Here is a 15,200-nt window from a genome sequence, read left to right as displayed (position 1 = left end):
GACTTATGTTTTTTAGGTTAATTATTATTTTGATAGAAAGGCAGTAGATAATACAGCTACAGCCGAAATTGTGGCCACTACCAGTGGCATCAGGCGGTTATTAGGACTATATTCAATAGATTTCGATTTATCAGGTTCAACGTAGATCACGTCATTCTGCTTCAGGTAGAAGTAGGGCGAATTAAGGATATCTCTGTTATTGATGTTCATACGAACTATGGATCGCTTACCATCCATTTCTCTTATCACAAGAATGTTTTCACGTTTTCCATATGCGGTTAAATCACCTGCCATGCCAAGGGCTTCCAGAAGATTTATTTGTTCATTTGGAATATTGAACGTTGCCGGGTTGTTCACTTCTCCAATAACCGTAATTCTGAAGTTGAGAAACTGCATATTAACAATTGGATTTTTTACATAATGATTTAGCTTGCTCACCAGGTTGTGCTGTGCTTGCTCGATGGTCAAGCCCTTTAAATTAACCTTACCAACAACAGGGAAATTGATATTACCCTCTTTGTCTACACGGTAGCCTTCTTTCTCAAAATAACCATTCTTGTTGATGTTATTTGAGTTAACAGAAAACATCAGGTTAGATTCCGTACTAAGCGTATTAATAGTAATACTTAATAGATCATTCGACTGGATCTTCGGCTCAGTATCAGCCGTAATTACCTGACTGTCAGTAGTCTTACTGACCATATCGCTGAAATAAACCAGATTTCGGCGAGGAGCACATGATGAACTTAATATAATTAAGAACAAGGCACAAAAAACATTAATTAGTCTCATAATATTTACTTTTAATTAAAATGAATTAAACAATCATTTATTATTTACAATTTAAAATTAGAGACTTCTCATTATAAAAAAACAAGGTTTACAGTGATTGTAAAGCGAATCGTGAAGATTTCACAGGAATTTATACAAGACTGTAAAATTCATTTCACACTATATTTACAATTGTTTTACTCAGGGACATACAGATAATGCTGGTAAAAAAAATATTGCGGAAGATTAATGGGCATTTATGATCATTTTTTACATTTTCTACCCAGAAACTTTTAGAATTTTCAAAGCTCATGTTTGAAAATAAAAAGAATTAAATTGATCATTTTGTTCCCTGGCACCTTTATAAATTACTGAAATCACACAATAGGGTCAGATTATTGAAAACCAGAGCTGAATAGTAAAACATTATTGATACAATAACAGCAGCTGTATATTATTGCGTACCTTGTATTACTTATTTAATGGCATCATAGCAAAACTTCATTCTGTAATTTAACAGCTTGAATTCCCTTCACCCCAATTTGCTCCATTTGTAAAGCAATAATTTTTTTGCAACTAACCTAATTGACAATCAGATTCTTACTGTCTTTTTGTTTCTGTATGTGACACTGTAAACTCTTTATGGTTACTCGCTTCCGATTTTAATTATTTTAATTTACAGGTACCTGATTAAGAATGAAGAGCTCAAAAGAAGTAATAGGAACAATGATAAAATCCCGAAGAAAAGAAAGGGATTTTACACAAAAGCAATTGGCTGATTTACTTGAAGTAGACAGACAGTACGTCTGGCGTCTTGAAAACGGCAAAGTTAATTTCACGATGGATTATCTGGATAAAGTGATCTTTAAACTTAATTGTGATCAAAAAGATTTTATAGTTATTCCGATCGAAATATAAATGTACTTGTCAATGAAACTCTAAAACGTCTTTCAACACATACTTTACATTATTTCTTTACAAAAATGGCAAAGATTAAGATCACGATTCTCCAACACCCACTGATAATTAATCTATATTTTAACTTATATACTTTCTATACACCAGTTTATAGACCACTAAAAAATCTTCTTCATTTTTTGAAAAAGCAACAGACTTTGTATTCTTGTCCAGAATTAAATTTTAACATCAGAACCGTTATTAAACAGGCTTTCAGTTAGTATTGGATGCATTAGAAATAAAGTATCAATAAGGCAAAAAAAGAAAATAAACAAGAAGGATTGATCTGTAAGATAGAGATTTCCAAAGGTATAATGTTTAAGAAAAGTCTTACAAATACGGGAAACCGTATATGTAGTATTGGGGGCAATATTAAATTTGGAATCAGCATTGCGGAATTTTCATTTATCACTCTTTCAGTTAAAATCAGATAATAACAGGATATAAACCCGGAGAATAAACTAGTGTTTCTACTAAAAATATCATTTTAAACTCCAATTAAGGTTGCAGCCAAAATGAAAAGAGAAAATAGAGAAATTACAATTGAAGGTAATCAACCAAAGGTTATACTGGAAAACATTTGGAATAATGTTGAAACAATCGTGTTCATCACCAATAAGGAATGCGTAATTCAAATGTTTAACCCCTATGCAGAAAAGAATCTGGGTTATTCTCCGGATGAAGTGATTGGACAAATGATAGCAGATGATTTTTTTGACAAGGAAGAATTACTGCGAAAGGCAGAAAGTCAGATTCAAGACTTCGATTCCAAATACAAACGAGAACATTGTTTGTATGCATTAATAACAGAATTTGGAGATGGACATGAAATGGAACTTAATATGGTTCGAAAAGATGGATCAAAATTTTCAGTTTTATTGAATATCTTCAAAACAGCTAAAGACAATGACTCTTTTGAAATAACTGCCTATGTTTTTGTAGCAAAAGAAATTTCGGAACTTAAAAAAATAGAAGAGCATTTAGTTAAATTACTTGAAAAGGAAAAAAAGCTAAATGAACTCCGAACACAATATCTCAATTTAGCATCCCATGAATTCCGGACACCCCTGAGTGTAATCCTTTCTTCTGCTTTTATTATTTCGAAATTTGAAAAATCTGAAGATCAGGCCAATAGAGAAGAACAGGTAAGGCATATTGTTTCAGCAGTTAATTTATTAAGAGATATCATTAACGACTTTTTATCTTTAAGTAAAATAGAAGAAGGCAAATTAAGGCTTCATAAAACAAACTTTAACTCAAAAGCTCATATTAAGGAAACTATTGACGAATTGAGCGGACTACTAAAAAAAGGACAATCCATCATGTACAGACATGTGGGTGAAACAAATTTATTTGTAGATGCTGGCATTTTCAAACATCTGCTAATCAATCTCTTATCCAATTCCATAAAATTCTCACCTGAAGACACAAAAATTTCCGTCTACAGTAAAAATATTGATCATAAATTTGTGCTTAGAATAAAAGACCACGGTTGCGGAATTTCTAAAGAAGATCAAAAACAATTATTCAGTCCGTTTTTCAGAGGATCAAATGCCAGGCAAATACAGGGAACCGGCCTTGGATTGCATATCGTTCGATACTATTTAGATAAAATGAATGGTACGATCAGGGTTAAAAGCAAGGTTGATCTTGGAACTACCGTTCAAATTGAATTTAGCGATGCAATTGAAAATATAATTGAGCAAACAGCCTGATTGACCCATAAATTCCCTGATTTCTAATAAACCTGAACTTCAAATAGTGCTGCAGGTAAATTTGAAGATGGATGCTCCAGATATAAAGTTATCGCACTTGTTTTAAGTTTAATATCAAAATTCACTTCATTAATTGTCTGATAATTGCCCGTTCTCTCATAAATAAGCATTCCTTTTGCATCCATTATTTTATAATTATTCACTGTATGTGGTACTACCCGTTCCGGGTGTACCCTCAAGGTTGATTCTAAAGGATGATCAAAGTCTGAGTCAAAAAATAGAACAATACGACTGATCTCAATTGGCTCTTTCCAGCTTAATGTTACTGATGGACTTTTATCATTTATATCGGCTACCCATGCATTTGTTCGGTTTGTTGGGCGGCAAATACCACTGTTCAGATTTGAAACCTTGAAGGGTTCAAGTGCCGGGCTAATCTTCAATGCCATATTCTGATGAGCGGGGCGGCGCGAAGGGAGCCAGAACTCAAACGAATCTATTCCTATTCCATCCGGAGGCAATTGAACACCACTGGTTGCAACGGCTTTATTATATCTGTTCATCAGCATCATGGTGCCGGTGAGGAACATTTTACTTGTTTTGAACGATACAAGTTCATTTTTAAGGATGCAGAAAAAAACATACTGATCATTTTCAATCAGTGTATTGAATTCAATTTCGACTCCATTTATTCCCTTTTCAATGCTTAATTCAATACTTTCAAGTATTACCTCTGGTGAATAATTGATAGGCTTCCGGCTTGTTCTGAGTTGAAAAGTAAGATTTGTATCAGCATCTGCATCCAGCTCAATACCAATCTTTATTTTACCCCCCTTACTAAGTGGCAATAACTGAGCGGTTGAATAATCAAGTTTATGCCAATCGCCATTTGATTTTAATTCAGCAAGCTTATACTCACTGCTGGCTGTTAGGATTGCATTATTAGATAAATTAGTAATTACAGGCTCTACTCCAGGAATAAAATGGCCCTCTTGCAAGAGCCCCTGCTGTAACTCCTTCACTTTTGAAGAATTTGCCAATTCAGCAGGACTAATATTGTTTTTAAGGCAATATTGAGTGGCAAGTCCCAGAACCTGTGCAGTATAAGCAACCGTTGCCATTACTCTTGATGATCCAAAAGCAACATGACTTGCACTGATTATCCGACCGGCCAGCCAGAGATTTTTAATATTTTTACTGTACAGACAACGTAATGGGATCTGGTATACTCCTTTAGAATGCCATTGATTACATCCGGGCCTTTCGCTGAAAACTCCATCAGCAGGATGCAGATCCAATGACCAACCTCCATAAGAAACAGCATCTGCATGATCACGCTGCTCTACAACATCCTTCTGGGAAAGTATATAGTCTCCTTCAAATCTCCTGCTTTCGCGTTTACCCGGAATATGCCCTACCCACTCTAAAGTTAAATTTTCAGCCTCAGGGTATTTTCCTGAATTCTTTACATGATCCCAAATACCATAAATTATTTTCCATAACTCCCATTTTATTTCTTCAGTTTGATGTACCGTATCCAGCCTCCCCCCGTACTCCAGCCACCATAATTTACAACCATGATCACTGAGCTCGTAGGAGCGGTATTTTACTATCGAACTCACATCTTTAAGTGCATAGGAGGGTGCCGTGAACGTGATCAGCCTTCCCATATCCTTTGTGAAGAAATAGATGGAATGACCGAGAAGCTCGCCATATTCCTTATCAGGTGCAAAACCTTCATCAAACTCATCCTTCGCCTCCGCTCCCATTCTGAAGGCAGCTCCGGACTGAAAAGCAACGATCCCATCACCTGAAGCATCACAAAAATAAGGGGCTGATAAAATATATCTGGTTGAATTCTGGCTGCAGAAGGCAATAACTTCTTGTATTGTATCAGGTGATGATTTGACAACTTCATATACCGCAGAATTTAACAGAAGCGTGATATTGCTTTCGTTTTTAACCATTTCAAGCAAAATCGTATCGAGTATTATTGCATTTCCATCCGGATTGCGATACATGTTTTCAACCAAAATTTCATTCAATACTCCACCCTCCCTTGACCAGCGGTTATTATTACCCATGCTGGAGGTTGCTCCAAGAATCCATAACCTCACTTCACTGGATGCATTTCCACCAAGAACGGGCCTGTCTTGCACCAAAATAACTTTCAGACCTTCTCTGGCTGCTGCAATGGCGCCACAGGTTCCGGCAATTCCTCCCCCAACAAAAACAAGATCAGCATGTAAGGCCAGTTCTTTTACTGAACGTCCGGCAGAAGAAAACTCACTCTTAACCATATCTATAATATTTTAATTACAACGATAACTTAAATTAATCAGCTGAATGAACAAGGATCTTTTGTGATGCTCTCCATGGAATTATTGATAAAACAAGAATAATAAAGGCAATTGAACTTAGCAAGCCAATATTTTGACCGGTTACAAGTCCTAAGACCATCAATAGAAAGGCGGTAAATGCAAGTGCAAAAGCAGTAATTTTCAAACCGAACTTATTTTGCTTTAAAGATTCACTGACTTCTTCTGCACTCAAATTTGCCTTTTGGGCTATCCTGTTATTTTTAAGTACCTGAAAATCAATATACTGCGGACTGATATAAGCTTTATAATATCCACGGAGCTCATTGGCAATTAATAATATCAAAGGAATACCGACTCCTACCAGCATTTCTTCAGCACGACTAAGCTTAAATTCAATCATGAAAGGAAGAACGATCTTAAACAGCAAATTAATACCCAGACTTACATAAGTAATAATAAGCGTATCTCTTCCATTCAGTCTTTTAGAAAACAAGGCCCAAATTGGAGGAGCAAGTATCGGTCCGCCTGTAATTGCACCTACACTGATAGTAACATTCACCAGGCCACCAATAAATGGTACAAGCAAAGCTATGAGGATCATCCCAATACCGATCAACCATGATGATAACCTGGCGATCTTCATTAATTTGCGGTCGCTGGCTTCAGGGTTTATCCTGCCCTTGTAGATATCATTTGTAAAAACTGCCGAAACCACGTTCAAGGTCGTATTTGCTGATGCAGAAGTAGAAAAATACATCCCGGTAAGCATCAGACCTAATAAACCCGGAGGAAGTACCAGCTGGCAAATCATCAAATATGCATTTTCAGTATCCAGACCAGTTAAAGATGGGTTAATTGTTTTGTAGATCATTGGGGGCAACATCCACAATACCGGACTTATCAGATACAGGGCAGCAAAAAGGTATGCGACCTTCTTTGCCGATTTATTATCCTTAACACTTGTGTAACGTTGAACAAAGGTCCAGTTTCCACCGATATAAAAAATATGGTAAAGAGTAAATGCAATGATAAAGCCCAGGGTAAACTCTCCGTTGAGCAGGTCAAAAAAGCTTTCCTGTGCATTTGCCTGAAATTGAGCAGCTCCCCCTGCGGCATCAAAAGCCAGTGGCAGAATAATAAGAACTGCAGCAGTTAGTATAACAAACTGCAAAATATCGGTTACCATCACCGCCCATAAACCACCAACTGCTGTGTAGGTTATCATAAATATCCCTAAAACAATAGTTGAAGGCACAAGAGGATACCCCAAAGATCCGCTAACCAATTTAGCGACCGGATACAGAACTGTTCCTTTTATAAATAAGGAAACTAGCATAAATATGTAGATATAGGTCTTCTGTACGCGAAGGCCCAATCGTTCCTTAATAAATTCAGCAGCAGTTAAATTTCCGGTTGATTTCCAAAGCGGAGCCAGGTACATTCCGCTTATGATGGCTCCAATACACATGGTCCATTGAATTGTGATGGCCACCCAACCATATTTATAAGCTATTGAACCCCACGCTACAAAAGTGCCCGCTGAAAAAAAGCTCATGAAGAGAGACAAACCTCCGATAAACCATGGGACGGACTCTCCTCCTGCAAAAAAGGATTTTAAGTTTATTCCAGTTCTTGAAAAAACAAGTCCTATGCATAATACAAATGCAGAAAAAACAAAGATCACTATGGTATCAATATTAGGGCTCATATTGTAGGTATTAAATCAGGGATACCGGAAATATCAATTTATTCAAATATGATTCTAATGTAATTCATTTCTTTAATTTTTACTATCCATAGAAGTCTTTCAATAATTTATCACCTTTAGGTACACTTTAGCAGAAATCATTAAAACTTGCAGCAATACGTCGTATGAGGGTTTCTGTAAAAAATTATGGTTAGTTTTAGTTCAAATATATAGATCATGATCAGAACCACTTTAATTAAGTCCTTTTTTACAATTACCCTTCTTTTTTGTCTTTCTCTGCCGGGTTTAGCACAAAATGAAAAAGCAGAAGCCGATATACAGGAAATTATGAAAAGACTCGACGTAGTCGGACTTTCAGTAGCGGTAGTAAAGAAGGGGAATATTATTTATACCCATTCTTTTGGTACAAAAGATAACACGACCAATGCTCCTTTGACTAATGAAAATATATTTCGAATTGCATCTATTTCAAAATCATTCTCGGCAACATCAATTATGCAGCTGATTGAGGCTGGTAAATTATCTATTGATGATGATATCAGCGACCTGGTAGGCTTCAAAGTTAGAAATCCCCGGTTTCCTGAAAAAGTGATCACTTTAAAAATGTTGCTATCCCATACATCCAGCATCAATGATAGCCAGGGATATTTCACTCTTGACGCAATAAATCCGGCAAAAAATCCGGATTGGAAGAAATGCTTCAGCGATTATGCACCCGGAACTGATTACCGCTACTGTAACCTGAACTATAATATGATCGGAACAGTTATTGAAAAATATTCAGGAGAGCGGTTCGATAATTATGTAAAAAATCACATCTTAAATCCTCTGGGTTTATATGGGGGATACAATGTTGATTCATTGGATGCAAACCGTTTCGCCACTTTGCATGAATATAATTCAACAACAAAGAAATTAAGTCCCTCACCTTTAGCCTACGCTCCAAGAAGAGAGGAAATAAAAAACTATGTCATGGGATACAGCACCCCGATATTTTCTCCTACAGGTGGTATGAAGATCTCTGCAACAGACCTTGCAAAATACATGAGCATGCACATGAATTTTGGCAAATACAAAGGGAAAAGGATCATGTCAAAGAAAAGTGCCCGTTTAATGCAAACTAAGATATCAGAAGAAGAGGGCTATGGTATGGCTATTGCAAACCGCGAAGATCTTATACCGGGAAAAATGATGACCGGACATACCGGCTCGGCATACGGCCTTTATAGCGCTATGTTTTTCAATCCCAAAGAAAAGTTTGGAATCGTGGTGATCACAAATGGATGTAATCCAACTTATACCAAAGGAATCAATGATGTTCTAAGGGCTGGAATCAATAGTTTGTATGATAATTTTATTAAATAAGCGGGAATCCAAATTGATAAATTATCTGGGTTTGAAATCCTTATAATTCAAACTCAGGGATATCGCTTATTGAAAAATAAAGAGGAATTTTAATGATAATAAATGGTGTATCAGATTCACATTTCCAATATGCTCTGCCTGCATATTTTATATTTTGAAAAACAATAGTAGAATAAATGAAAACTTTCTTTCAAACGATCCCGAAGCAGCGTATCAATAAATTTCATGTTGCAGCAGCTTTGTCCATAATCTTCTCCGTTTATGGTTTTAAGTTATATCAGACCAATCAACTACCGAAAGGTGATAAAGACAATGCCGGTCTTTTTTTACCTGATGGATTTGAAGCACTTGCAGTAGTTGACAGTTTAAAAGGTTCAGCAAGGCATCTTGCCGTTAACAGCAATGGAGATATTTATGTTAAAACCAGATTCCATAACCGTAGTGATGGGTATGGAAATGTTGCCTTAAGAGATATAGATAAGGATGGAAAAGCAGATATCATTAGCCCATTTGCAAAATATGAAAGCGGTCCCTTTGGAACTGCAATGAAGATCCACAATGGATATCTCTATTTCAGCTCTAACCTGATGGTTTTCAGACAAAAACTCATTCCTGGTCAATTAATACCTGATAGTAAGATAGATACCCTGGTAATCGATTATCCTCCAGCTCATATTCATCAGGGAAAATCAATTGCATTTGACGGTAAAGGGTACATGTATGTTGGTTGGGGTGCCGGATCTGATATATGTTCAGATGGTAAGCCAGGTTCTTTGGGTGAAGGGAAGCCTGATGCAGAAATTCCCGGTGAAGGTTGTCCGCATTTGATCGACCATGGTGGAATATGGAAGTTTAGTGAAAATAAACTCAATCAGACACAATCACAAGGAAAAAGATATGCTACCGGAATGAGAAGTATCATTGGAATGGATTGGGATAGATCAACTAATTCCCTTTACGCTGTTATTCATGGAAGAGATTATCTGCATATGCTATGGCCCGGATTATTTTCCCCCTGGGAAAGCGCAGTTCTGCCTGCTGATGAATTACTGAAAATAGATCAGGGTATCGATGGCGGATGGCCATACTACTATTATGACCAGATTCAGGGGAAAAAATTATTAAACCCTGAATATGGCGGTGATAAGATCAAACAAGGGAACGGAGCTAAACTCGCACAACCGATTGTTGGTTTTCCAGGCCACTTTGCACCAAACGATATTTTATTCTACAAAGGAAATCAGCTACCTGAACGATATAAAAAAGGCGCTTTTGTGGTATTGCATGGTTCTACTATACGTCAGCCATATCCACAGGGTGGTTATTTTGTCGCGTTTGTTCCTATGCTAAATGGAAAAGCTACCGGTCCCTGGGAAGTGTTTGCAGATGGTTTTATTCAGTCTGATCCAGTTTTGACAGCCAATACTGCAGGCTACCGCCCAATGGGTATAACCGAAGGTCCTGACGGTTCTTTATACATCAGCGAAACAGAAAAAGGAAAGATCTGGCGGGTGATGTTCAAGGGAGATAAGGCCAAATTTGGCACAGCTCAACTCGCTAAAATGGCGATCAGGAAAAAGACCGCAAGTAATATTAAAGATCCTGACCCCATTAAAGATGATCTTGAAAGAGGAAAGCCCCTTATTGCATCTGCAGTTTATACAACCTATTGCGGCACCTGTCATCAGCGTGATGGCAAAGGAGATGGAGCGCGTTTCCCTCCATTGGAAGGTTCAGAGTGGGTTAACGGAGATAAAACCAGGTTGATTAAAGTGGTGCTTAATGGTTTATCCGGTCCTATTACGGTTAAAGGTCAGTCTTATAGTGAAAATATGCCGGCTCATGGTAGTTTTCTGAACGATGAACAGATAGCAGAGGTATTAACCTATATTCGGAAAAGCTGGGGGAATAATTCTGATCAAATAAATAAAGACGATGTTAGCAGAGTCAGAAAATCTGAAAAAAAGTAAAACAATTTCAGGATCAGAAGATCTTATAAAAAGATTACAATGTACTTTTATTACTATTGATTATCAGCCGTTTCCTCATTGTAAAAAATGGGATACGATACCTGAATTCATGTTGTTTTTAATAGACTTGTATTGAGGATAATCAGATTAAAACTTAAAATAGATAAATTTTATAAAATGAAAACCATTTTTAAACTCTTCAGTAAAAAAGGAATACCCAAGGTATACTTTGCTGTATTAATAGCGCTAGTTTTTGCTGTTTATGGCTTCACTCTATATCAAACGCCCAAATTGCCTCCGGGCGATAAAAACAATGCCGGACTTTATCTGCCCGATGGCTTTGAGGCGCTTGCAGTTGTGGATAGTCTGAAGGGATTTGCAAGACACCTTGCAGTGAACAGCAATGGTGATATATATGTAAAAACCAGGCTACATGCGCGAACAGAAGGATATGGCAATGTTGCATTGCGTGATACCGACGGCGATGGCAAGGCAGATATTATTACACATTTTAATAAATATGAAAGCGGTCAGTATGGAACTGCCATGAAAATTCATAATGGATATCTTTATTACAGTTCCAATTTGATCGTATACCGACAAAAATTAAAACCTGGACAGTTAGTTCCTGATAGTAAGATAGATACCATTGTTATTGATAACCCTCCGGGCCATGCACATCAAACAAAACCGCTGGCATTTGATGGTAAAGGATACATGTATGTTGGATGGGGTGCTGGTTCAGATGTTTGCACGAACGGCCGTCCTGGTTCGATGGGTGCCGGAAAGCCGGATGCACAAATTCCCGGAGAAGAATGTCCGCAGCTGATCGACCATGGTGGAATCTGGAAATTTGATGAGAATAAACTCAATCAAAAACAGGAACAAGGCCTCCGGTATGCTACAGGTATGAGAAGTATCGTAGGGATGGATTGGGATAAAGCAAGTAATTCATTATATGCGGTAGTTCATGGAAGAGATAATTTTCGCATGCTCTGGCCCGGAATGTATTCTCCATGGGAAAGTGCGGTCTTACCGTCGGAAGAACTATTTAAGGTTCATAAAGGTATCGATGGCGGATGGCCATACTACTATTATGACCATATGAAAGGTAAGAAATTATTGAATCCTGAATACGGAGGTGATAAGATCAAAGAAGGAAATGGAGCTAAACTTACCAAACCTGTTATGGGTTTCCCGGGTCACTTTGCACCAAACGATATTTTATTCTATAAAGGCAATCAGCTTCCAGCGCGGTATAAAAAAGGTGCATTCGTTGTTTTACATGGTTCAACTATACGCCAGCCTTACCCACAGGGTGGTTATTTTGTCGCATTCGTGCCAATGGAAAATGGGAAAGCGATCGGTCAATGGGAAGTTTTTGCAGATGGATTTATACAAACAGATCCTGTTTTGACAGCCAATACTGCAGGCTACCGCCCAATGGGTATTACTGAAGGGCCGGATGGTTCTTTATACATCAGTGAAACAGAAAAAGGAAAGATCTGGCGTGTGATGTTCAAAGGAAATAAAACCACTTTTGGAACAGCACAATTAGCCAAAATGGCAATAAGAAAAAAGACTGCCAGCAATATCAAAGACCCTGATCCTATAAAAGATGATCTGGACAGAGGAAAGCCTGTTGTTGCATCAGCCGTTTATACCATGTATTGTGGTGCCTGCCACCAGCGTGATGGCAAAGGCGACGGTGGTCGTTTCCCTCCTCTTGAACAATCTGAATGGGTAAATGGAGATAAGACCAGACTGATCAATGTTATTCTGAATGGTTTATCCGGACCAATTACTGTTAAAGGCTTACCTTATAGTGAGTCAATGCCTGCTCATGGCAGTTTCCTGAATGATGACCAGGTGGCTGAAGTATTAACTTATATCCGTAAAAGCTGGGGAAATAATTCTGATGCCATAAGTAAAGATGAGGTTGCTGCAGTAAGAAAAGTCGGTACAAAAAAATAATAAGGTTAAAATAAATGAAAGCTGATGTATGGATTAATGCATCAGCTTTCATTTTGAATATTAAATCGTTATTGAATTCCGCAGGTAATTCTCCTTTCAATTCTCTATTACATTTTAGCTGGCATTTCTAATGGCAATAGCCTCCACTGGAAGGAATATAAACCATCTCTGAATATAAATTTAAAGCTGATCCTGCTTTGAACCGAAATTCCATCAACCAGAGTAGGATCAAGAATTGGAAGGGTATATAATGCCCTGATAAGGGTTGTGGATGCCTTATCATCGAAGGTATCCTGATATTTAAGATTAAAAATACGTCCCCCTTCATCTATCGAACCTATTAAGGTAAATTCTTTTGTGAAATATTTCTTGAGATCCAGCTTTGCAAACACGGGAGCTATAACTCGTTTTATTTCCTCATTAAACGCATCTGTCCCATTTCGATAGGAAGCGTAAACGATCTTCTTTCTCATCATTGATGGATCACAAGCTTTCTTTGAAACTTCCATCAATCCGGCATTATTAATTGGCAAGAGGTTATTCCCTGCAAGCAAAATGCGTGATTTATCTGTGTAATTTCCCATCGGCCCACCCCCTTTTACAAAATTGCCTGCTTTAAACGTTTCTGAACTAACTACCGTTCCTGTTCTATCACCTGTTTCTTTTAGCTTCCAGGTTCCATCAGGCTTACTGTTTATTAATTTACCCTCCCAATAATAACCACCAATATCTGACCTGTAGAAACCTGTACCATTTGTAAGGGTTTGCTTTCCGGTTTCATCCCATGCATTCAGCACAATGGTTTCTGAAATCTTATTAAATTCAAGCTTTTTCTTATTGCCCGCATAATAAATAGTCCAGTCCCCCACCATCTCACCCTTATCATATTTCCCAATAGCAAGTGAATCGCCGTTTAGGTAAAACAATTTCATATCACCATCCAGCAATCCGTCTTGTGTATAATTTCCTTCAGCAAGCACAATCTGAGGATCAAGTTTATTCAGATCTCTGAAAGGGCCAAAAAACTTTCGATCTTTAAATCTGAAGTGCCCATAACGAATAATACTACTGCAGGTATCTTCAATCAGGAAATAATTTTCATCCAAATGCAAATTGATACTATCCTTCGCAAAAGTATTAAACCTGATGGACCGCCGGTTTTGGCCAAATGAAGTGATAAAAGTGATCGTCAGAAACAAAAAGAAAATATATTTCATTTTTATTAATTTTTTTAATCAATACAATAATAATCGGTTTTAACCAAATTGAAACAATATTTAATTAATTCAAATATCAAATCATCCTATTTTCCAGGCCAATATCCTGCTTGTTTTCTGTCCCTGCTGCATGCTGATCGTCCTGACATCTGATGCTTTCACCTTTTCCAGCGCCCGGTAACAAGATGGCAAAGTTTCTTTTTTAGAGATCAGAGAAGTAAACCATCCAACAGATTGAGCAAAATTCTCGCTTTCTGTGATCATATGCTGGAGAAATCTCTCTTCTCCGCCTTCACACCAGAGTTCAGCATTTTTACCTCCGAAATTTAAATTATTACCGGAATCAAGAGTCTTTCCAAGATTTTTCCATTTCCGCTCTGAACCCTCTGACGCTTCTTTCATAGATGAATGAAAAGGCGGATTACAGATCGACAGGTTAAACTTTTCTCCTGGATTGATCAGATCTGTAAATATCTTTGAATCAGACCTTTGCTTTCTGATCGTAATAAACTTTGATAGTCCGTTAGCATCTACAATATTTTTAGCAGAACGTATGGCCAGATGATCAATCTCAGATCCCACAAAGCTCCATCCATATTCACTATGGCCGATCAGGGGATAAACACAATTGGCACCAACACCGATATCAAGTACCTTAACATTTTTGCCCGTCGGTATAAAGCCATTACTTTCAGCCAGAAGATCTGCAACATAATGAATGTAGTCTGCTCTTCCGGGTATAGGCGGACATAAAAATCCTTCAGGAATATCCCATAAACTTATTCCATAAAAATGAATCAATAAGGCCCTGTTAAGTGTTTTAACAGCGTGCAGATCCGTAAAATCCACAGATTGATCCTGAAACTGATTGAGATTTACGTAATTGGCCAGCTCCGGACAAGATCTTATCAGCTCAGGGAAATTATAGCGTCCCCTGTGTTTGTTGCGAGGATGAAGTTCATCTTTTTCATCAGGGATAGATTTTAGTTTAGAAGGCATCCTACTAAATTATCTAAAATAACCCGGATAATATATAATGCTTCCAATAGTTCTGAATCAGGCTTTGTTTAAGATCAGCAGAGAACTAATTATTCAGGGATACCACCGAAGTTTGAAGCGAATATTTTGCCGGAAAATGATATTTATTCTAAACCATTTGATTAATATCAAAGCAGTCTATGATAACCCTCATTGATTAATTT

At 37.4% G+C, this 15,200-nt stretch carries 10 protein-coding genes; 5 read left to right on the top strand and 5 right to left on the bottom strand.

Features of this window, described 5'->3' with window-relative positions; all coding sequences use genetic code 11:
* Window positions 1–24: 24 nt before the first annotated feature.
* Window positions 25–792: a polysaccharide biosynthesis/export family protein gene (locus BLR27_RS06410; protein WP_090702170.1), complete on the bottom strand. Its 768-nt coding sequence runs from the start codon at window positions 790–792 to the stop codon at window positions 25–27.
* A gap of 675 nt (window positions 793–1,467) precedes the next feature.
* Here BLR27_RS06410 and BLR27_RS06405 point away from each other — a divergent pair.
* Together BLR27_RS06405 and BLR27_RS06400 are read left to right on the top strand one after the other, a co-directional pair.
* Window positions 1,468–1,689 carry a helix-turn-helix domain-containing protein gene (locus BLR27_RS06405; RefSeq protein WP_090702166.1) on the top strand — a complete coding sequence of 74 codons (222 nt, stop codon included), beginning with the start codon at window positions 1,468–1,470 and terminating at the stop codon, window positions 1,687–1,689.
* A gap of 554 nt (window positions 1,690–2,243) precedes the next feature.
* Window positions 2,244–3,443: a PAS domain-containing sensor histidine kinase gene (locus BLR27_RS06400; RefSeq protein WP_090702162.1), complete on the top strand. Its 1,200-nt coding sequence runs from the start codon at window positions 2,244–2,246 to the stop codon at window positions 3,441–3,443.
* A 23-nt stretch (window positions 3,444–3,466) separates the two neighbouring features.
* Here BLR27_RS06400 and BLR27_RS06395 read toward each other — a convergent pair whose 3' ends face one another.
* Together BLR27_RS06395 and BLR27_RS06390 are read right to left on the bottom strand one after the other, a co-directional pair.
* The gene (locus BLR27_RS06395; protein ID WP_090702158.1) at window positions 3,467–5,743 is read right to left on the bottom strand and encodes an FAD-dependent oxidoreductase; all 2,277 of its coding nucleotides are present in this window, start codon (window positions 5,741–5,743) and stop codon (window positions 3,467–3,469) included.
* A gap of 34 nt (window positions 5,744–5,777) precedes the next feature.
* Window positions 5,778–7,472, bottom strand: coding sequence for a sodium:solute symporter family protein (locus BLR27_RS06390; protein WP_090702155.1), 1,695 nt, complete (start codon window positions 7,470–7,472; stop codon window positions 5,778–5,780).
* 216 nt (window positions 7,473–7,688) lie between these two features.
* Here BLR27_RS06390 and BLR27_RS06385 point away from each other — a divergent pair, with 216 nt between their 5' ends.
* From BLR27_RS06385 to BLR27_RS06375, 3 genes are all read left to right on the top strand, one after another.
* A complete protein-coding gene (locus BLR27_RS06385; RefSeq protein WP_090702152.1) occupies window positions 7,689–8,837 on the top strand; it encodes a serine hydrolase domain-containing protein in 1,149 nt (382 codons plus the stop codon).
* A gap of 176 nt (window positions 8,838–9,013) precedes the next feature.
* Complete coding sequence (locus BLR27_RS06380) at window positions 9,014–10,807, top strand: c-type cytochrome (protein ID WP_090702148.1); 1,794 nt, start codon at window positions 9,014–9,016, stop codon at window positions 10,805–10,807.
* 177 nt (window positions 10,808–10,984) lie between these two features.
* Window positions 10,985–12,781, top strand: coding sequence for a c-type cytochrome (locus tag BLR27_RS06375; RefSeq protein WP_090702327.1), 1,797 nt, complete (start codon window positions 10,985–10,987; stop codon window positions 12,779–12,781).
* A gap of 107 nt (window positions 12,782–12,888) precedes the next feature.
* Here the strand turns inward: BLR27_RS06375 and BLR27_RS06370 are convergent, their stop codons facing one another.
* Together BLR27_RS06370 and rlmF are read right to left on the bottom strand one after the other, a co-directional pair.
* Complete coding sequence (locus BLR27_RS06370) at window positions 12,889–13,998, bottom strand: toxin-antitoxin system YwqK family antitoxin (RefSeq protein WP_090702143.1); 1,110 nt, start codon at window positions 13,996–13,998, stop codon at window positions 12,889–12,891.
* Window positions 13,999–14,079: 81 nt separating this feature from the next.
* A complete protein-coding gene (gene rlmF, locus BLR27_RS06365; protein ID WP_090702139.1) occupies window positions 14,080–14,997 on the bottom strand; it encodes a 23S rRNA (adenine(1618)-N(6))-methyltransferase RlmF in 918 nt (305 codons plus the stop codon).
* Window positions 14,998–15,200 lie beyond the last annotated feature (203 nt).

Source organism: Daejeonella rubra (genome assembly GCF_900103545.1).
In the GTDB taxonomy this organism is placed as follows: domain Bacteria; phylum Bacteroidota; class Bacteroidia; order Sphingobacteriales; family Sphingobacteriaceae; genus Daejeonella; species Daejeonella rubra.
Note: the sequence above shows the minus strand (reverse complement) of the source record. Positions and strands in the feature narration are given on the sequence as shown.

What these genes read in the sequence shown, in the direction of transcription:
- BLR27_RS06400 (WP_090702162.1), top strand. Translation starts at nt 2,244, where the DNA reads ATGAAAAGAGAAAATAGAGAAATTACAATTGAAGGTAATCAACCAAAG.
- BLR27_RS06395 (WP_090702158.1), bottom strand. Translation starts at nt 5,743, where the DNA reads ATGGTTAAGAGTGAGTTTTCTTCTGCCGGACGTTCAGTAAAAGAACTG.
- BLR27_RS06390 (WP_090702155.1), bottom strand. Translation starts at nt 7,472, where the DNA reads ATGAGCCCTAATATTGATACCATAGTGATCTTTGTTTTTTCTGCATTT.
- BLR27_RS06380 (WP_090702148.1), top strand. Translation starts at nt 9,014, where the DNA reads ATGAAAACTTTCTTTCAAACGATCCCGAAGCAGCGTATCAATAAATTT.
- BLR27_RS06410 (WP_090702170.1), bottom strand. Translation starts at nt 792, where the DNA reads ATGAGACTAATTAATGTTTTTTGTGCCTTGTTCTTAATTATATTAAGT.
- BLR27_RS06370 (WP_090702143.1), bottom strand. Translation starts at nt 13,998, where the DNA reads ATGAAATATATTTTCTTTTTGTTTCTGACGATCACTTTTATCACTTCA.
- BLR27_RS06405 (WP_090702166.1), top strand. Translation starts at nt 1,468, where the DNA reads ATGAAGAGCTCAAAAGAAGTAATAGGAACAATGATAAAATCCCGAAGA.
- BLR27_RS06375 (WP_090702327.1), top strand. Translation starts at nt 10,985, where the DNA reads ATGAAAACCATTTTTAAACTCTTCAGTAAAAAAGGAATACCCAAGGTA.
- rlmF (WP_090702139.1), bottom strand. Translation starts at nt 14,997, where the DNA reads ATGCCTTCTAAACTAAAATCTATCCCTGATGAAAAAGATGAACTTCAT.
- BLR27_RS06385 (WP_090702152.1), top strand. Translation starts at nt 7,689, where the DNA reads ATGATCAGAACCACTTTAATTAAGTCCTTTTTTACAATTACCCTTCTT.